We start from the raw sequence: 18,992 nt of genomic DNA, 5'->3' as shown, positions 1-18,992 counted from the left end.
ACGAAAGGCGGACAATCGTGGCTGAGAAGCGGTTCCTGACGCTCGCCGATGTGGGTGAGGTGCTGAACATCTCGTCGTCGCAAACCTATGCTCTGGTCCGCTCCGGCGAGCTGCCAGCCATCCAAATCGGCGGCAGAGGCCAATGGCGGGTCGAATCCCAGGTCCTAGAAGAGTTCATTGCCCGGGCGTACGAAAGGTCGGCGGCCGCGGTCAGGGACGGCTCTGCGGGACCTGCGCGCGACGGCAGTCAGCGGTAGCGTACCCACGGCCGCAGAGGCCGGTCACGCGGGCGATAGCACCGCGTCGACACTACTGAAGGGGATCAGCAGCACTGCTGCAACGCTGTCGGTACGCCGCAGCTCACCCGACGGGACCGACGCGAGTTCAAGGAAATCCCGTCCCACCCGGTCAATGGTCCCATTGATGCGAGCACCGTCCGCAGCCAGTTGAATGGTCAGCGGGGTCCGGTCCCTCGCAAAAGCCCTGAAAACTGACCCCAATCCCAGACGAGCCGTTACGGCGGAGCGCGCGGGTGCTGTGTGCCGTCCCAGCCCTTCCACCGATCCAATGGCTGTGGCGGGGATCATTGCTGGACCTGACCCGGTATCAAGGACCAGCCACTGAGCTCCGACGTGATGCACCGCGCCACTGAAGACGGTGCCACACCGGGTGCGTATCCGCACCACTGATCCTGTCTGTCCGCGAAGGCGGTCCATCAGGGGGACTGACGCCTGCTCCAGACGCCTGCGCTCGGCGATCTCATTTTCGACGGCGATCAGGTCGGCCGCGGCGAACTGCGATTCCAGGTCCAGAAACAGGGCATCCCACCGCACCGGGTCAGCCTAGGGGACCCTAAAAGCCCGGTCAAGGATAGACAGCTGAACGTTCAGGGTGTACAAAATACATATATCTCGTCAAGTTGGTTCAAATTAGGTCAAACTGCATCCAAAAAACATTTATGTCCTCAAACAACGCCTGAAGGGTTGGTTCACTCGAAGACTCGAGCGGCCGAGCCTTCCTGACCGGACACCATTGAGGTATCGAGATGGATAAATCGTTGAAATACCGGCGGGATCACGTCCCGGTGATCATGATTGCCCTCCTCGCCGTGGGGCTCTATTTCTCGGGTGAGGCTATCCGCAGCTATGCCGGACCGTTCACCGGCCACCATCGGCTGGACGTGGTGCTGGGAATGGCCGCGTCGGCGGTCGGGATGATCCTGGTCGGGTGGTGGGCGGCAGCCCTTGCGCTTGCCCTGCTCAGCGAAGGCCTCCGGCGTGGCGGGCACGAGCGGGCGGCTCTGGTCGCTGGGGCGCTTTCCCCGCAGTTCATGAAGCGGCTCGCGGCGGCCGCGCTGGGGTTGCAGCTCGTGGCGGGCGGTTCCGCACCTGCATCAGCCCTTTCCATTGCCGACCGTCCTGGAGCCCCCGGCCCGGTGGTGCTGGCCGGAGATCAGGTGGCCAGCCCCGGGGCTGACGTCCCGGCAATCGAACCTCAGTGGAAACCACTTCCCGGACCAGTGGAGAGCGGGCCGTTGCTGCGTGGCGAGTTGCGCCAGTCCCCGGCCGCACCAAACCGTCCGGTGCCAGCTGTCATTGAGGTGGGCCCCGGAGACTCCCTCTGGACGATCGTGGCCCGTCACCTCGGACCCTTCGCCACTGACGTCGAGATAGCACAGGCGTGGCCACGGTGGCATCACGAGAACCGTCAGGTAATCGGCGACAACCCCGATCTGCTGCTGCCCGGGCAGCTTCTGCGGGCGCCGCGCTAGCCCCGGTAGCAACCGAAGGATCATCATGACCGTACAGGCCCAACTCTCCCGCCCCCACAGCGCCGGATCCACTGCGACCACCGCTGGTCAGGGCAGCCCGCTACCCTCGGATCCGGCACCCCAGGCAGCGCCCGAGGAGGTTGCTGCAGCGGCCCAGGTGCAGCGGATCGTCCGCTCGGTGGTGCAGGCAGCACTGGAGGTCCTGGGTGGATCCCGACCCCTGCAGCAGCTTGCCGACTGGCTGGATCCGCCGAGCTACGAGCGCCTTCAGCTCCGCGCCAACCTGGTGCGGACCCTAAACCGGGCCGCAGGTGCCAGCGGTCGCCCCGACCAGCTCCTGCACCGCAACGTATCGGTGCGAACGGTGCGGACCTGCCGGATCAACGCCCACGTCTATGAAGCGTCCGCCGTGACCTGCGAGAACCACAGAGCCCGCGCCGTCGCCCTTCGTCTGGAGCGTCGGCGCGGGCACTGGAAGGTGACTGCGCTGGAGATTGGGTAAGCTACTTCTTCTTGCGCCTGGCCGCAGCCCTGATTTCGGCACGCGTCGTCCCGTTGGACTCGGCCTTGGCTGAAGCGTTCCGCTCCACGCGGGTCTCCACCTCACCCTGCGCATTCGGGGCGGAGAAGTTCAGGGTTGCCGGCTTCTCGGGAGCATCGAGGCCGGCTGCCTTGATGGTCGGAGTCTGGACGAGGCCGCGCCCATCGGTGACCCCGGGGAGGCCGGTGGGCGCTGGAGCGCCCACTTCGACCTCAAGGTTGAACAGGAAACCGATGCTCTCCTCGCGAATGGCTTCCATCATCGCCTGGAAGAGGATGAACCCTTCACGCTGGTACTCGACCAATGGGTCGCGCTGCGCCATGGCGCGCAGCCCGATCCCTTCCTTGAGGTAGTCCATTTCGTAGAGGTGTTCCTGCCACTTGCGGCCGATCACCGAGAGCACCACCCGGCGCTCAAGCTCGCGCATGGTCTGCTCGCCGAGCGTTTCCTCGCGGGTCTGGTAGGCAAGTTTGGCATCCGAGAGAATCTCGGCGTGCAGGAAGTCGCGGGTCACCTTCGACGGGCCGCCGGCCTCGTCAAGGACTTCATCGATCGTGAGGCTGATCGGGTACAGCGTCCGCAAGTTGGTCCAGAGCTGGTCGTAGTCCCAGTCATCGCCGTGGCCCTGAGCAGTGGCCTCATCAACCATTGCCGTCACCACGTCCTCCAGGAAGAACGCAACCTTCTCGTGCAGGTCCCCGCCCTCGAGAATACGACGCCGGTCGCCGTAGATCGCCTCGCGCTGACGGTTCAGCACGTCGTCGTACTTCAGGACGTTCTTGCGCTGCTCGGCGTTGCGGCCCTCCACCTGACCCTGGGCGCTCTCAATGGCCTTGGATACCAGTTTCGATTCCAGCGCCACGTCGTCGGGCATCGTGGAGCTGTTCATGATGCGTTCAGCTGCGCCGGAGTTGAACAGGCGCATCAGGTCATCCGTCAGGGAAAGGTAGAAGCGCGACCGTCCCGGATCACCCTGGCGCCCGGACCGCCCGCGAAGCTGGTTATCGATGCGTCGTGACTCGTGCCGCTCGGTGCCCAGCACATAGAGGCCGCCAAGTTCGCGGACCTCGTTGTGTTCGGACTCCACTGCGTTCCGCGCGGCGTCCAGCGCTGCGGGCCACTGGTCCTCGTAGTCTTCCGGGCTGTCGACAGGGCTGAGGCCGCGCTTCTCCAGTTCGGCGATCGCGTTGAACTCGGCGTTGCCGCCGAGCATGATGTCAGTGCCGCGACCGGCCATGTTGGTGGCGACGGTGACCGCGCCCTTCCGACCCGCCTGGGCGACGATCGCTGCCTCACGGGAGTGGTTCTTGGCGTTGAGCACCTCGTGGCGGATGCCGGCCTTCGCCAACTGCTTCGAGAGGTACTCGCTCTTCTCCACGCTGGTAGTGCCCACCAGAACCGGCTGGCCGCTTTCGTGCCGCTCAACAATGTCCTTGACGACGGCGTCGAACTTGGCGATCTCATTCTTGTAGATGAGGTCGGACAGGTCGGCGCGCACCATGGGGCGGTTGGTCGGGATGGGGACCACACCGAGCTTGTAGGTGGCCATGAACTCGGCAGCTTCGGTTTCGGCGGTGCCGGTCATGCCCGAGAGCTTTTCGTAGAGACGGAAATAGTTCTGCAGGGTGACGGTCGCGAGGGTCTGGTTCTCGGCCTTGATCTCCACCCCCTCCTTGGCTTCGATGGCCTGGTGCATGCCCTCGTTGTAGCGGCGGCCGGCCAGAATACGGCCCGTGTGCTCGTCGACAATCATGACCTCACCATTGAGGACCACGTAATCCTTGTCCTTCTTGAAGAGCTCTTTGGCCTTGATCGCGTTGTTCAGGAAACCGATCAGCGGGGTGTTGGCGGATTCGTAGAGGTTTTGGATCCCGAGGTAATCCTCAACCTTCTCGATGCCGTCCTCCAGGACGCCGACCGTGCGCTTCTTCTCGTCGACCTCGTAATCGGTGTCCTTCTCGAGCTTTTTGACTACCTTGGAAAACTCGGTGTACCACCGGTTAACGTCGCCGGAGGCCTGACCGGAGATGATCAGCGGGGTGCGCGCCTCGTCGATCAGGATGGAGTCGACCTCGTCAACGATGGCGAAGTTGTGGCCGCGCTGCACCAGCTCGGAAGCACTCCACGCCATGTTGTCGCGCAGATAGTCGAACCCGAACTCGTTGTTCGTGCCGTAGGTGACGTCGGCGTTGTACTGTTCGCGGCGGGTCGCGGGATCCTGCTTGGACAGAATGCAGCCGCACGTCATGCCCAGGAACCGGAACACCCGTCCCATCAGCTCCGACTGGTACTCCGCAAGGTAGTCGTTTGTGGTGACAATGTGGACACCCTTCCCCGACAGCGCGTTGAGGAACGCGGGGGCTACCGCCACCAGGGTCTTGCCCTCACCGGTCTTCATCTCGGCGATGTTCCCCAGATGCAGGGCGGCGCCGCCCATCAGCTGGACGTCGAACTGCCGCAGTTTCAGGGTGCGGCTGGATGCCTCACGGACGGCTGCGAAAGCCTCGGGCAGCAGATCGTCGAGGGTCTCGCCATCGGCAAAACGCTGCTTCAGCTTGTCGGCCTCGCCCCTGAGATCGTCGTCGCTCATCTCACGGAACTCGTCCTCGAGGACGTTGATGGCGTCAGCGTAGTTCCGGAGTTTCTTCAGTGTCTTCTTATCGCCGGTGCGGAGGACTCGTTCAAGAAGTGATGGCACTGGTATTTGCTCCCAATCTAGGTGCGCCGAAATCTGGCGTGTTCAGTCTACGGGAGAGACGACTTGTCCTGTCGAGTTGGTGCCCGCCCGGCCCGCTATTCGTGGGAAACTGCCAGCTTCAGGGCTGCTGCGAGGTTCCCGTTCTGATCGACAACCACCTCCTGCAACCCCAGCCATGCCGCCATCAGCCGCAGCTCGGCGGCGAGTTCGGCAGCGGTGTCCGAGGGTGCATCGGGCTCGGCATGGCTCCCACGCACCAGCAGCCGCCCGGTCGCCCGGTCGGCCTTCAGGTCGATCCGCGCGGCCATCGTCTCCCGCAGCAGGAACGGCAGCACGTAATAGCCATACCGCCGCTTGGCTGCGGGGGTGTAGATCTCCAGCCGGTAGTCGAACCCGAACAGTGCCGATAAGCGGCGTCGCTCGAAGACCATCGAATCAAACGGGCTCAGCAGGGCCCTTCCCTCGGCCCTCCGTGGGAGCACCGATCCGACGTGGCGGAAGGCTGGTTTGTCCCACCCGGCAATTGTGACCGGGCGGAGCGTTCCGCGGTCAACCAGCGTCTGGATCGCCGTCTGGCTCGCCGCCAGCGGCAGACGGAAGTAGTCTGCGAAACACCTCAGCGTCCCAACCCCCTGCGCCCGGGCCGCAAGCTCGATCAGCACCAGGTGAGCCTCGAGAGGATCCACCTCCATCGCCACCGCCTGCGGGTCGGGCAGTACGCGCGACGACAGCGCGTAGCGGCGTTCAAAGGACGGGGTGCGCCCGGCCGAGGATACCTGCCCCCGCTCGAACATGTCCTCCAGCACCCGCTTCACCGAATTCCAGTTCCACCCCCACTGGTCGGAACTACGGATCTCCTCGTACCCGAGCCGCAGCTGCAGCTGCCCCGCGGTGAGGGGGCGACTGACGGACAGCACCTCAAGGATCCGCTCCCGCAGGGATTCCCTGAGCCCCTCGGGCACCGAGCTCGCCCCCACCCACCGCCGTTCCTGGAGCGGCCGCAGGTAGGGGAACAGTGCCGGGCGGATGAAACTGGCTTCGTGTGCCCAGTACTCGACCATCCGACGGGGAGCTTTGCCCGCCAGTCGATCCAGCTGGTCGCGGTCATAGTCACCCAGCCGGGAGAAATGCGGAAGATAGTGGCTGCGCGCCAGCACATTGACCGAGTCGATCTGGAGCAGCTGCAGGCGGTCAAAGGTAAGGCCCACCTGCCGCGCCGTAGCGGGGCCGGTGGGCCTTACCTTAGCCAGTCCCTGGGCGCCTAGTGCTATGCGCCGGGCCTGGGATTGGGAGAGGACACTGGTCATACCCTGACCCTAACCGTGTCTTCCCCCGGGAGCTAAGCGGAGGCGGCTGCTTCCCGGGCCCGGTAGGCGAGCAGCTCCTCGCGCGGGTCCTCGGTCCCTTCCGCGCACCTGGCGTCCAGAGTGATGACTCCGTAGGTCCAACCCTGCCTGCGGTAGGCCACCGACGGCGCGCCCGTTGCCGAATCGACGAAAAGGTAGAAGTCGTGTCCCACCAGCTCCATGTTGTCGACGGCATCCTCGAGCGTCATGGGGGTGCCCGAGAAGACCTTCCGGCGAATCAGTACCGGCGAATCGCCCGCCGGAATGTCATTTTCAATTTCGTAGCCATCGACGGCGGTGCTCCCGGTGTCGGGCTCGGGCTCGGCCTCGGTGGACTGCACCGCAAGGTACAGCGGAGCGGTGGTGCTGGCGGGTTCGAGATCAGCAGTGGCCTCCCGGACCGCCACGGGGGTGTGGCGTCCATGGTGCACTTTCCGCCGGTCTCTGGCCCGGCGGAGTCGCTCCAGCAATTTGCTGTACGCGAGGTCGAAGGCTGCAAACTTGTCAGCCGCTGATGCTTCAGCTCGGATCACCGGACCCTTACACAGGACGGTGAGTTCGACGGTGAGTGCGCTATCCGCGTTTCGGGCGCTGGGCTCCTTGGTGACTTTCGCCTCAAGCCGCTGCACCTTATCGCCGAGCTGCTCGATCTTGTCGATCTTTTCCTCGGCGTACTCACGAAAACGGTCCGAAACTGCCAGATTTCGACCACTGATCAAAAACTCCATGGTGCCCTCCAAAATCGCTTAGGTGACACAACAGCGGCCGGGGAGTCGTGCTTCCAGCCGCTGTCGACGGGTACCTGTCTTCGTCAAGATACCCATACCTCACGTTAGTTCACGGAGCCCTGATATTCCTACCTTGAGGGGGGTTTATTTCGGGCAGATTTCACCGGGCACGGGATGGTGCCGGTGTGGCAGCGACAACTACCGCCCCGGCCACAGCGGCTCCGGCGTGTCGCAGGACCCGGGTTACCTCGGCGATCGTCGCTCCCGTGGTCAGGACGTCGTCGACCACCAGACATAGGGTGCCGGGTGGCAGCTGGCGGCCGGTCGCCAATGCCATCGAGGCGTGGACGTTGATCCGTCGCTGGGAGCCACCGAGACCCTTCTGGCTCACCGGCCCGGTGCCGCCGGGTAGGGCCGAAGGCCTCCCCTTCAGGGGGCCGTGGTAGACCACCAAGGCGTCAACGCGGCACCCCGCCGGAAGCTCGCCCCTCCGACCCAGGCCGGCGAGCAGCAGGCCGAGCGGATCGTAGCCGCGGCGCCGCACCGAGGCACCCCTCGTTGGCACGGGTACCAACAACAGCTCCCCCAATTCACCGCCCTCCCGGACCTCGTGGACAGCTGTTTGCAGGGCACCCGCCAGCGCCGCCTGGAGGGGCCGCCCGACGTCGGTGCGCCGGTGATTCTTGTAGGACAGGAGCACCCGGGCCACGGTGCCCCGGTAGTGGCCCGCGGCGGTCACCGGCAGCGCACCGATGACGGTGGGATCGCCCGATCCGCCATCGCAGCCCTCAGCCGCGGGCAGGGCTTGCGCTCCCCCGTCGGCACGGAAGGGACGGACCGTCGCCTTCCGGACCTGGGCACGACACTCGGGGCACAACGAGACTGTGGGCAAGGTGCAGGCAGCACATTCTGTGGGAAAGACCAGCGACCAGAAGTCCCTGCCAGCACTGAGCAACCGGACCGCCCAGATACACTGCAGGACACCATCGAGCCGACCAGTGACGCTGGAAAGCCGGGTGCCGCCCTGCCTGTCCCGCCGCATGACCTCCACCCTGCCGATGTTTGATCGACGGTGGCAGGACCGGGTGGTGGATGTGCATAACTCCAGCGCGAGCAGCGGATGCCTCTGCGACGGAGGGCTAGCCGGGGAACGCCGGGTCGCTGACACCTTCCACTGGCTGGTCGGACCAGGTGTCACCCACCCGATTCCGGACGCCCTCGGGGGTGCCGGCAAAAATGGCGGTCGGGCCGGTGCCGGCGCTGAGGTGGATAATTCCGTCCAGGGGCGCCAGGGCTTCGGTGCTCCCATCCAGACCGAGGAACTCCGGGACTACCTGAGCCTCAGCCGACGTTTCCGCGACGATCACTGTGTCCTCGTTGACCCACTTGGCGGTATTGACCGGCCCACTGGCGAAAAGTTCGCGGGGGGTGGTCAGGGACTGCGGGGTGCGGTCGTTATTGCGGATGATCCCAGCAAGCTGGACCCGGCTGATCCCGTCCTGCTCGGTCACGACCAGGGCTCGCGACCCGTCACGGGACACCCGGAGTTCGAGGACGGCGACGTCGGCGAGCCACGGCGCCGCCACCGTGACCGCGCTGTCCTGGGTGCCACCGGGGGGAACCGCGGTGACGGTTCCACCCTGTCCCTCGGCGCCCGTGCTCGCCGTCCAGACCCAGTTGCTGGGGTCGAAACTCGGTGCGGTCAGCGACCGGCCGGTGACAGCGATGGTGACTTCCCGGTCAGGCCCTGTGGTGTAGAGGCGGGTACGGTCCCCGTTGAGGAACGCAAAGTCCGACCCGTTCAGCGACATCCCGGGGTCCTGCGGGTCCAGGGCGGCAACTGTCGGTACGGCACCGATCGGGACCGTCTGGTCGGTCTGGTAGAGGAACAGCTCATTGCCGGACACGACGATCTGCTCATTGCCGACGGGCGGGTCACCCGCGGGAACAATGAGATCGGGGTGCGGAATGTTCTCATCGTCGCCCAGGTCCACCGGCTGGCCGACGGTCATCTGCACGGAGTTGACGGTGTTCAGGCCAGCGAGATTCGCCCGGAGCTGCTGCTGCATCTGCTGGCGGACCAGATCGCTGGTGTCCTGCAGGATGTCTGCCGAGAGGTCCACCGTGGCAGTACCCGAGACGATCGGGACCGATTCGACCCCGAGCGTGGTGCTCTCGGGGAACGCGCTGGTCACCGACCCCTGCAGATAGGGCGCCGGCCCCTCCAGCATCGCTTCAACAATGTTGGCGGCGATGGCGGTGCGGTTCACGAACCATCTGACGTCGGGTACCCAGTGCTCGAAGGAGCTGCTGTAGAAGTACAGGCTGTAGGTCTTGAGCAACAGGTCGGCCTCGTCCGAGGCGATCATGATGCCGTTGGGGATGGAGGTGATGCGCCACTGTCCGTCGGCGTCCTGCACCATTTCAGCTGTCACCGACTCGGTGGTGGTGGCCGCCGCGCTGCTCCGGATACCTTCGGCGTCGATCGTGGCCTCCACCTCAAGCTGGATCTGGAACACCCCCTCCACGGGGGTTGCCGAAATCTGCGGGTTCGCGTTGTAGATGATGATGCGTTCCTCTGGTTGCCACTGTGCGGCAAATTCCTCGGTGAGGTAATCCCTCGCAATCTCGTAGTCTCCCGCCGCGCCCCGGCCAGCAGTAATGAACGATTCCAGCAGAGACTCCGGATCGGCGTCCTCGGTGGGACCGAGCGGGTTGAAAATGATTGGCTCGGTGGCCTCGGACCCGTCATCGGCGGTGATGACCCCCACCGGACCGGAAGTGGGGATCGACGAGCAGCCCGTGATCACCAGCAGGACGGGGAGCAGAACCAGCATCAGGGACCGGGTCAGGGGTCGTCTCTCAGCGGGCATCGAAGGATTCCTTCACCATCGTTTGCAGTTGGGGCAGCGACTCCGGGGTGGTTCCGACCGGCGGCCGTTCCGGCACCCCGCCCTTGCGTGGCGGAAGCGGGAGGGGCGAGACCTTGAGCACCGAATCGCGCAGCTTGGGCAAGGTCAGACGGAAACAGGCGCCCTTGCCCGGTGAGCCCCACGCCTGCAGCCAGGCGCCGTGCAGGTGGGCGTCCTCGGTGGCAATGGACAGGCCCAGTCCGCTGCCCCCGGTGGTCCGGGCACGCGCCGGGTCAGCCCGCCAGAACCTGTCGAAGACCCGGGAGGCCTCCAGCGGGGTCATGCCGATGCCGTAGTCCCGAACCGCGACGGCGACGGCGTCAGGGTTGGAAGCGATGTAGATGACGACCGGCTTCCCGTCGCCGTGCTCCAGAGCGTTGACCACCAGGTTCCGCAGGATCCGGTCGATCCGTCGCGGATCCGCCTCGACGATGCACTCGGTTTCGCGCGAAATGATGGTCAGCTCGGAGCCACAGGCATCGGCGAGCGGCTGCGCTCCGTCAATGACGTGCCGGACCACCTGGAAGATGTCGATCGACTCCGGCTCAAGCACCGCGGCGCCAGCGTCGAACCGCGAGATTTCCAGCAGATCGGCGAGCAGGGCCTGGAACCGCTCCACCTGGTTGTACAGGATCTCCGCCGACCGCCGGTTGATGGGGTCGAAATTGGCACGGGCATCGTGCAGCACCTCAGCGGCCATGCGGACAGTGGTGAGCGGGGTGCGCAGCTCGTGCGATACATCCGAGACGAAGCGCTGCTGCATCTGGGACAGCTGGGCGAGCTGGGTGATCTGGTCCTGCAGGCTCTCAGCCATGTGGTTGAACGAAGCTCCCAGGCGGGCCACCTCGTCCTCGCCCTTGACGTCCATCCGTTCCTGCAGGTGTCCGGACGCCAGCTTCTCGGACACCACAGCCGCGTGGCTGACCGGCCCCACCACACTCCGGGTCACAAACCAGGCGATAGCCCCAATGGTCACCAGCAGCAGGGTGCCGGCAATCCAGATCACCCCGTGAATGTAGTCGAGGGTCGCCTGCATCGACGACAGATCGTAGATCAGGTACAGGGCGTACTCGGTTTGCGCGGGTGGCAGCGTCACCTTGGTACCGAAGGCCAGCCCCGGTACGCGCTCCCCCGTATCGGACTTGATGGAAGTGGCGGACCAGTACTGGTCGTCACCGTTCCTGACGGCGTCGACCATCGTCTGCGGGATGGCACTGGACTCCAGCAGGCCGTCGCTGCCGAATGGCGCCATGTAGACGTCAGTGGTCTGGCCGGGCACGATCGCGAGGACGTAGCGGCGGGGAGCGTCCGCACCGCCACCCTCAAGACTGGGGAGGGTATCCCGCACCAGTTGACTGGTGGATTCCCGGTCAGTGGTCGAGGCACTGCTGAAGATCGCTTCCACCTCGGTCAACCCGTTGCTGGACTCAGCACGGAACTGCTCGAACCGTTCCTCGTACAACCCTGTGGCGATCTGGTTGGAAAGGAAAGCGCCGACGGCGGCGAAGGCCAGCGCGGTGAGCAACAGGGTGGAAACCACAGTGCGGAACTGCAGTGAGCGGCGCCACTGCAGCGCTGTCCGTGACAGCCCCCGACGGATCAGGGCCCACACCTGGGTGGCCAGCTCCGACAGCCGGTCCCGAACCGTGGCTGAAGCGCGCTCCAACTTACCCCTGTCCTGCCTTGTATCCGACGCCGCGGACCGTCAGCACAATCTCAGGTGCCTCGGGGTCGCGCTCGATCTTCGACCTCAGCCGCTGCACATGAACGTTAACGAGCCGCGTGTCAGCGGCGTGCCGGTAACCCCAGACCTGCTCCAGCAACAGTTCACGGGTGAAGACCTGCCACGGTTTGCGCGCCAGCGCCACGAGCAGGTCGAACTCCAGCGGTGTCAGTGAAATACGGTCCCCTGCACGGACCACCGAATGGCCCGCGACGTCAATGGTGACCTCGCCGATCCGCAGCGTTTCCGGGGCCTTCTGATCCCCTGGCCGGAGCCGGGCCCGGACACGGGCCACCAGTTCGGCCGGTTTGAAAGGCTTGGGAACGTAGTCGTCAGCTCCGGATTCGAGGCCCCGCACAATGTCGGAGGTGTCGGATTTAGCCGTCAGCATGACTATGGGCAGGTCAGACTCATTGCGGATCTGCCGGCACACCTCAATCCCGTCGATCCCGGGCAGCATCAGATCGAGCAGCACCAGGTCGGGCTTGGAACTCCTGAAGATTTCCAGCGCCTGGGAGCCGTCGGCGCAGAACACCGGGTCGAACCCGTCGTTGCGCAGTACGATGCCGATCATCTCGGCCAGAGCTTCGTCGTCGTCGACGACCAGAATGCGTGCCTTCATATCTCCATAGTCCCCCATTGTGACGGCAATGTTGAACTGCCGGGGACTGTCCGCGCGCCCCACTGGGAGGACAGTTCCCTCAACACCCCTGCTTTGTAACTATAGTTTTAGTAAACGGGTTCACAAGTGGAACGATCGTTCCGGGGGGACAGGATGAGCAACAATCCGCACGACAGTGAACCAGGCGACCAGGCGCGGGACAACGCGCCTGACGGTCAGCTGCCGCCGCCCCCTGGTCCACAGCCCCAGTGGGGCCAGAACGCTCAGTGGGGCGGACAATCCCAGTGGGGCCAACAGTCCGGTCCCGCGCAGGGCGGACAGCTCCAGTGGGGAGCACCAGCGCCCTGGCAGGGCATCCCGCATGGCCAGTTCCGCGGCTACCAGGCTCCACCCAAGCCGGGGATCATTCCGCTCCGGCCCCTAGGCCTGGGGGAAATCCTCGACGGCGCATTCCAGGCCTGCCGCAAGAACCCTCTCGCGACCTTTGGCACAGCGATCCTTTTTCAGGTGGTTATTTCAGTCCTGACCCTGCTACTCACCGTCGGGTTGGTCGGGTCGGTCGCCCAGCTGGATCCCAACAACCCCTCGATGGATCAGGTGACCGGGCTTGCGGCATCGGCAATTTCGGTGGGCACCGCGCTCGTGGTCCTGAGCAGCGTGGGCGTGCTCATCCTCCAGGGGGTACTGGTCATCCCGATCGCGCGGGCGGTGTTGAACGAGCGGACCAGCTTCATACAGCTGTGGAAGCTGGCTGCCCGGCGCATCCTCCCGCTGCTTGGACTTGGGTTCCTGCTGCTGCTGATCATTGTCGTCGGCCTCGGTCTGCTGGTGGCGGTCGCCGTCCTCCTGGCCGCAACACTCGGCCAGGATTCCATCTGGCTCATCGTGCTCGGGTTCCTAGCCTCACTGGCCGCAATCGTCTGGCTCAGCATCAAGTTTGTGCTCGCCCCCGCCGTGCTGATGCTGGAAGGCGCCGGGCCGATCACCTCACTGCGCCGGTCCTGGACCCTGACCGGCCGGAACTGGTGGCGCACGTTCGGGATCCTGATCCTCACCAGCATCATCGTCTCAATCATCACCTCGGTGATTTCCACCCCACTGAGCCTGCTCGCAACCCAGTTCGTGTCCTTCAGCGACTCCCCCACGGAATTGGGCGAGGACCTGATGAATTCGCTGCCCGTCCTGATTCTGGCCCAGCTGATCACCGCGGTGTTCGGCGCCATCGGCTACGCCTTTCAGGCAGGCGTGACCGCCCTGCTCTACGTGGACCTGCGCATCAGGCGTGAGGGATTCGATGTCGTGCTGCTGCGCGAGCACGAGGAAGCCACCGCTGGCAGGTTCACCCCGATTCCGGGCCAGTCCGCCAACCCTGGCGGCCAGCAGTTCGGCCACCAGCCCGGCAATCCACCCAGCAACGGCCTCTAGGCCAGGCCGCCGCAACCATGCCCACCCCACCCGTGCCCACCGTCATGCCCCTGTCTAGTCACAGCCCAGTGGTGCCCGACGACGACGAGGCGCGCCGGTGGCTGGTCGACGAACTGGCCAGAGGCCCCTACCAGGAGGCCGAGCCGAACATCGTTGAGCGGATCATCGCCGCCATTCTCGAGTGGCTGGGCTCGCTCCTCGCTGGACTCCGGCCGCTGGAGGCGGGTCCCGGCACGCTGCTGCTCGCCCTGGGCGCGGCGGTAGTCATTGCCGCAGCCGTCTGGCTGGTCCGTCCGCGCCTGAACGCGCGGCGCAAGGTCGACAGCGGTGGAGTGTTCGCCGGTGACACAGTGCGCACTGCGCTCGAACACCGGCAGCTAGCAGACAGCGCTGCAGCGTCGAAGGATTGGGACACGGCGCTGACCGAGCGGCTCCGCGCCGTGATCCGATCGGCTGAGGAGCGGGGGATCATCGACAGCCAGCCCGGTCGTACTGCTGGCGAGACCGCTGTGCAGCTCCGGACGGCCTTCGGGCCTCCTGCCGAGGAAACCAGCTGGCTGGCCGACCGGTTCAACGAGGTCCACTACGGCAGCCAGGCCGCTGATGCCCCGGACTACCAGCGCGCCACCGCCATCGATGACCTGCTCACGACCACCTCACCCGCCGCGCAACGGCACACACCCGAGCTGATGGCACCCCGCTGATGGCCGAGCAGCTAACCCATGACCCAGCGACCGAGGTAGTGGGCGACGGCGGCAGCGCCTCCGGGACCGCGCGCACCCGGTTCCGCCGATTCGCCCCCTGGCTGGCCCTCGGACTCCTCCTGGTTCTGGTCGTCGTGCTCGGATTCTTCGGCCGGTCAGGGCAGGACGGAACCGCCCTCTCGCCGGTGAACCCGGCGCCAGCTGGTGCCATGGCACTCGCTGAGGTGCTCTCGGACCGCGGCGTCGACGTAGTTCAGGCCGAATCGCTGGAAGCCGCCGAGGCCTCAGTCACCGAAGGAACCACCCTGCTGCTCCACGACCCCGACTCCTGGTTGAGCGCCGACCAGCTGGGCCAGCTGAGCGGGATCGCCGACCGGCTGGTCCTTGTCGAACCCACCACAATCATGCTGTCCGAACTCGCGCCCACCATCCGTCAGGCGGGCCTGATCCCCGCTGCCGAGGCGGACGTAGCGCTTCCCGCGGCCTGCCAGGTCACGGATGCCACCGCCGCCGGTGCCATCACTGCCGGTGGCTTCGCCTACCGGGGGGACCTGATCTGTTTCCCGCCGACCTCTGCCCAGGGGGGTCCGCCATCGGGATCCTACGCCGCGACGGCAGCGCAGGATGTCGTGGCGCTCGGCAATGGAGCTATTCTCAGCAACGAGTCCATCGACCGGGAGGGCAATGCGGCGCTCGCGCTCCGCACCCTGGGCGCTACCCCGGTCTTGGTCTGGTACCAGCCGACCCCCGCGGACCTCGCCCCCACCGACGCGCTGGTCGACCCCCTGAACCTGCTGCCCGGGTGGGTGAATCCGGTGATGCTCTGGCTCCTTGCCACGGCGCTGCTGGCAGTGCTGTGGCGTGGGCGTCGGCTCGGTCCGCTGGTGGCCGAGCCACTGCCTGTGGTGGTTCGTGCCGCCGAGACCGCTGAGGGACGGGCACGCCTCTACCAGGACTCATCCTCCCTGGACCGCGCTGCCGCAAACCTGCGTGCCGCCACCCTCCTCCGTCTGGCCTTACGGCTACGCCTGCCAGCGACCAGCTCGGTGACCGAGGTGGTGGACGCGGCCGCGCGGCATTCGGACCGAAGTCCTGCTGACCTCGACAAACTTCTCCGCACCGATGCACCAGCCACCGACGCGCACCTGGTGCGTTGGAGCCAAGACCTTGACTCCCTAGAGAAAGAGATTGACGCGAGATGAGCCAGCAGTTCCCAGACCATCAGGACTCTCCGGTTGCCACCGACGTTGCCGGTTCGGAGCGTCAGGCCCTGCTGAATGTGCGTGCCGAAGTGGCCAAGGTGATTGTTGGCCAGGACGCCGCAGTGACCGGGATGTTGATTGCCCTCCTTGCCAACGGGCACGTCCTGCTCGAAGGGGTGCCCGGTGTCGCAAAAACCCTGCTGGTCAGGACCCTGTCGGCGGCTCTCAGCCTGGACACGAAGCGCGTCCAGTTCACCCCCGACCTCATGCCCGGCGATGTCACTGGCTCCCTCATCTATGAGGCCCAGAACTCGAAGTTCACCTTCCGGGAGGGCCCAGTGTTCACGAATATCCTGCTGGCCGACGAAATCAACCGGACCCCACCCAAAACCCAGGCGTCGCTGCTCGAAGCCATGGAGGAACGCCAGGTGTCGGTCGACGGAGTGTCGCGTTCCCTGCCCGATCCGTTCATCGTCGCTGCCACCCAGAACCCGGTGGAATACGAGGGGACCTATCCGCTGCCGGAGGCCCAGCTCGACCGATTCCTGTTGAAGCTCACCCTGTCGGTGCCGGACCGGGACGACGAGATCGAGGTGATCCGCCGTCACAGCATCGGGTTTGACCCCCGGCAGCTCGGCGCCGCAGGGGTCAGCGCCGTCGCCTCCGCAACTGACCTGGCAAGTGCCCGCCGGTCGGTGGCAGCGGTCGCGATCGCTCCCGAAGTGATCGCCTACATCGTCGACGTGGTGCGGGCCACCCGCACCGCCCCGTCGTTCCAGCTGGGTGTATCCCCGCGGGGTGCCACCGCCCTGCTGAACACTGCACGGGCGTGGGCCTGGCTTTCGGGGCGGACCTTCGTCACCCCCGACGACGTCAAGGCGCTCACCCTCCCCGCGCTGCGGCACCGCGTGTCGATGCGCCCCGAAGCACAGATGGACGGCGTCGAGGTGGACGATGTTCTGCTGAGCATCCTCGCGACCGTTCCCGTCCCCCGCTAAGGTTCCGGCCCCAGCATGAGCATCACCGGACGTTTCGTCCTCGTTGCGTTCCTCGGAACGCTTCCCGTCGCGCTGTATCCCGGCGCGACTGCCATCCTGCTCTGGGCGGCCTGCCTCCTGGGCGCCGCTACCCTTGATCTGGCACTCGCTGCATCGCCCCGGCGGCAGGGGCTCAGCCGGTCGGTGCCGGACACGGTGCGCCTCACCGAGGCCTGCGCCAGCACTCTCACAATCCGCAACTACTCGCGGAGACCGTTGCATGCGCAGGTCCGCGAGGGGTGGCAGCCGTCGGCGGGTGCTACCGACCCTGTCCAGCGGGTATCAGTCCCCGGGGGAGAGTCACGGCAGGTCCGGGTCCGGATGGTCCCGGAACGCCGGGGCCACCTGCGGGTAGAGCATGTGACAATCCGCAGTTTCGGCCCGCTGGGCCTCGCGGCCAGGCAGCTCAGCATTCCGGCCCCGGGCCTGCTCCGCGTCCTTCCTCCGTTCCACTCCAAACGCCATCTGCCCTCCAAACTGCGCCGGCTTCGGGAACTCGACGGCCGCGCCGCGGTCCAGATCCGCGGCGCCGGAACCGAATTCGATTCCCTGCGGGACTATGTGAGGGGCGACGACGTCCGCTCCATCGACTGGCGTGCCACCGCCCGCCGCCGTGACACGGTGGTGCGTACCTGGCGCCCTGAATGTGACCGCCGGGTGGTGATCGTTCTGGACACGTCCCGCACGTCGGCGGCCCGGATCAACGACGAGCCCCGGTTGGACACGTCGATGGAGGCTGCGCTGCTGTTGGCCGTACTGGCCCAGCGCGGTGGCGACCGAGTGGATTTCCTTGCGTTTGACCGCCGCCCCCGCGCCCGGGTGGCTTCGGCGGCAAAGGGAAACCTGCTGAACTCCCTGGTCAAGGCCATGGCTCCGCTGGAAGCCGAACTGATCGAAGCGGACTGGTCACGGATACCTTCCCAGGTGCGCGCCATCTCGTCGCACCGATCCCTGGTGGTGCTGCTGACCTCCCTCGATTCGGGATCGGTGGAAGAGGGCCTGCTCCCCGTCCTGGCGGAGCTTACGTCCCAGCACGTGGTGGTGGTTGCCTCGGTCCGCGACCCGCGGCTGGACGAAATGCGGGCAGAACGCCAGTCAGCCTCCGACGTGTACCGGGCGGCAGCCGCCGAGCGCGCCCTGCTCGACCGGGCAGCCGTGAAATCACAGTTCCGCCAACTCGGGACCGAGGTGGTCGACGCACCCCCACACGAGCTGCCTCCCCAGCTGGCCGACATGTACATCCGGCTCAAAGCGGCGGGTCGGCTGTGACCGTGCCCCGCGACACGATGGCGGGTATCGACTACACGCAGACCTCACGTCGCCCCGCGTGGGCCGCCCTACCCGCGCCAGTCCGTGACCGGATCTCCAGTGAGCTGCGGGCTCCGGTGGACCTCGTGGAACCGGCCGGTGGCGGCTTCACCAACGGTTTCGCAGCGGTGGTGTCCGGCGGGACGCAGCGTCTGTTCGTCAAGGCGGTGCCCGCGACCGACGCCTCCATCTTTGCTGCCTACGTGCGCGAAGCCGAGGTCCTCAGGGCGCTTCCGACCGGGCTGCCTGTGCCGCTGCTGCATTCCGCCGATCTGGTCCTGGCTGGAGGGATCCAGTGGCAGCTGCTCTGCTTTGAGGCGGTTGATGGCCGTATGCCGGGGCAGCCATGGACCGTCACCGATCTCAGCGCCGTCCACCAGTCCCTGCTGACGGTTCAATCCGGTCTGCGGCGGCTGCCACCCGGACTCTCCGGTAGCTCAATGGTCGATGAATTCTTCGGCGCTGGGTCCCCGGCCGGGGTCATCGATTGCTGGGGGCGCGACGGTGGACTCCCCTCTTATCTTCCCCCGCTGACCGGACAGCGGATGTCGGAACTGAAGGCGCTGACCCTGCTGGGTCGCGAGGCCCTCGCCGGGGATTCGGTACTGCACAATGACCTTCGGGCGGACAACATCATCATCCGCCACCCGAGAGGGCACCCGGGTGAGCCTGCCGCAGTGTTCTGTGACTGGAACTTCCTGTCCACCGGTCCTGCCTGGGCCGACTGGGTGGCACTGTTGGTGTATCCGCGCCATGCCGGGGTCGACGTCGACCCCTGGCTCACTGAATCGCCACTCAGTGCCGACGCCCACCCTGACCATATTGATTCCTGGCTGGCGGTTCTTGCCGCCCTGATGGTGACCAGTGGGGCGCAACCGGAGCTGCCGACCAGTCCCCTGTTGCGGGCCCACCAACGATTTACCGCACGGATCCTGATCGAGTGGATCAGCGAACGACGACTCTGGGAGCCCTAAC

At 65.9% G+C, this 18,992-nt stretch carries 17 protein-coding genes; 9 read left to right on the top strand and 8 right to left on the bottom strand.

Features of this window, described 5'->3' with window-relative positions:
• Positions 1-17: 17 nt before the first annotated feature.
• Complete coding sequence (locus HMI57_RS01445) at positions 18-257, top strand: helix-turn-helix domain-containing protein (protein WP_171584113.1); 240 nt, start codon at positions 18-20, stop codon at positions 255-257.
• 24 nt (positions 258-281) lie between these two features.
• On the opposite strand, the gene HMI57_RS01440 is transcribed toward HMI57_RS01445, so the two are convergent.
• A complete protein-coding gene (locus HMI57_RS01440; RefSeq protein WP_171584112.1) occupies positions 282-833 on the bottom strand; it encodes a hypothetical protein in 552 nt (183 codons plus the stop codon).
• Positions 834-1,045: 212 nt separating this feature from the next.
• On the opposite strand from HMI57_RS01440, the gene HMI57_RS01435 reads away from it, so the two are divergent.
• Positions 1,046-1,771, top strand: coding sequence for a LysM domain-containing protein (locus HMI57_RS01435; protein WP_171583874.1), 726 nt, complete (start codon positions 1,046-1,048; stop codon positions 1,769-1,771).
• 25 nt (positions 1,772-1,796) lie between these two features.
• The gene (locus HMI57_RS18990) at positions 1,797-2,273 is read left to right on the top strand and encodes an Rv3235 family protein (protein WP_228720873.1); all 477 of its coding nucleotides are present in this window, start codon (positions 1,797-1,799) and stop codon (positions 2,271-2,273) included.
• A 1-nt stretch (position 2,274) separates the two neighbouring features.
• Here the strand turns inward: HMI57_RS18990 and secA are convergent, their stop codons facing one another.
• From secA to mtrA, 7 genes are all read right to left on the bottom strand, one after another.
• Positions 2,275-5,010 (bottom strand): preprotein translocase subunit SecA, encoded by a 2,736-nt coding sequence (gene secA, locus HMI57_RS01425; protein ID WP_171584111.1) that lies wholly within the window; start codon positions 5,008-5,010, stop codon positions 2,275-2,277.
• Positions 5,011-5,105: 95 nt separating this feature from the next.
• On the bottom strand, positions 5,106-6,317 hold the full coding sequence (locus HMI57_RS01420) for a crosslink repair DNA glycosylase YcaQ family protein (RefSeq protein WP_171584110.1): 1,212 nt from the start codon (positions 6,315-6,317) through the stop codon (positions 5,106-5,108).
• A 32-nt stretch (positions 6,318-6,349) separates the two neighbouring features.
• Positions 6,350-7,084, bottom strand: a complete 735-nt coding sequence (gene raiA, locus HMI57_RS01415) for a ribosome-associated translation inhibitor RaiA (protein ID WP_171584109.1) — start codon at positions 7,082-7,084, stop codon at positions 6,350-6,352.
• A gap of 160 nt (positions 7,085-7,244) precedes the next feature.
• Positions 7,245-8,126, bottom strand: a complete 882-nt coding sequence (locus HMI57_RS01410) for a phosphoribosyltransferase family protein (RefSeq protein ID WP_171584108.1) — start codon at positions 8,124-8,126, stop codon at positions 7,245-7,247.
• Positions 8,127-8,223: 97 nt separating this feature from the next.
• A complete protein-coding gene (locus HMI57_RS01405; RefSeq protein WP_171584107.1) occupies positions 8,224-9,957 on the bottom strand; it encodes an LpqB family beta-propeller domain-containing protein in 1,734 nt (577 codons plus the stop codon).
• Entirely contained in the window at positions 9,947-11,620 is a 1,674-nt protein-coding gene (mtrB, locus tag HMI57_RS01400) for an MtrAB system histidine kinase MtrB (RefSeq protein ID WP_171584319.1), read from the bottom strand. Before mtrB ends, HMI57_RS01405 begins: the two co-directional genes overlap by 11 nt.
• A gap of 43 nt (positions 11,621-11,663) precedes the next feature.
• Positions 11,664-12,341 (bottom strand): MtrAB system response regulator MtrA, encoded by a 678-nt coding sequence (gene mtrA, locus HMI57_RS01395; protein WP_171584106.1) that lies wholly within the window; start codon positions 12,339-12,341, stop codon positions 11,664-11,666.
• Between the two features lie 153 nt (positions 12,342-12,494).
• Between mtrA and HMI57_RS01390 the strand changes: the two genes are divergently transcribed.
• Genes HMI57_RS01390 through HMI57_RS01365 form a run of 6 tightly spaced genes read left to right on the top strand, consistent with a single transcriptional unit; the run spans position 12,495 to position 18,991 of the window.
• Positions 12,495-13,766 carry a glycerophosphoryl diester phosphodiesterase membrane domain-containing protein gene (locus tag HMI57_RS01390; protein ID WP_171584105.1) on the top strand — a complete coding sequence of 424 codons (1,272 nt, stop codon included), beginning with the start codon at positions 12,495-12,497 and terminating at the stop codon, positions 13,764-13,766.
• A gap of 17 nt (positions 13,767-13,783) precedes the next feature.
• Positions 13,784-14,470, top strand: coding sequence for a DUF4129 domain-containing protein (locus tag HMI57_RS01385; protein WP_171584104.1), 687 nt, complete (start codon positions 13,784-13,786; stop codon positions 14,468-14,470).
• Entirely contained in the window at positions 14,470-15,672 is a 1,203-nt protein-coding gene (locus HMI57_RS01380) for a DUF4350 domain-containing protein (protein ID WP_171584103.1), read from the top strand. Before HMI57_RS01385 ends, HMI57_RS01380 begins: the two co-directional genes overlap by 1 nt.
• Positions 15,669-16,670 (top strand): MoxR family ATPase, encoded by a 1,002-nt coding sequence (locus tag HMI57_RS01375; protein WP_171584102.1) that lies wholly within the window; start codon positions 15,669-15,671, stop codon positions 16,668-16,670. Before HMI57_RS01380 ends, HMI57_RS01375 begins: the two co-directional genes overlap by 4 nt.
• A 15-nt stretch (positions 16,671-16,685) precedes the next feature.
• Positions 16,686-17,978: a DUF58 domain-containing protein gene (locus HMI57_RS01370; protein WP_171584101.1), complete on the top strand. Its 1,293-nt coding sequence runs from the start codon at positions 16,686-16,688 to the stop codon at positions 17,976-17,978.
• A gap of 2 nt (positions 17,979-17,980) precedes the next feature.
• Positions 17,981-18,991, top strand: coding sequence for a phosphotransferase (locus HMI57_RS01365; RefSeq protein WP_171584100.1), 1,011 nt, complete (start codon positions 17,981-17,983; stop codon positions 18,989-18,991).
• Position 18,992 lies beyond the last annotated feature (1 nt).

This window comes from Arthrobacter sp. 260 (assembly GCF_013116745.1).
GTDB lineage: Bacteria > Actinomycetota > Actinomycetes > Actinomycetales > Micrococcaceae > Arthrobacter_D.
The sequence above is the reverse complement of the archived record's forward strand: the minus strand, read 5'-3'. Positions and strand labels throughout refer to the sequence as shown.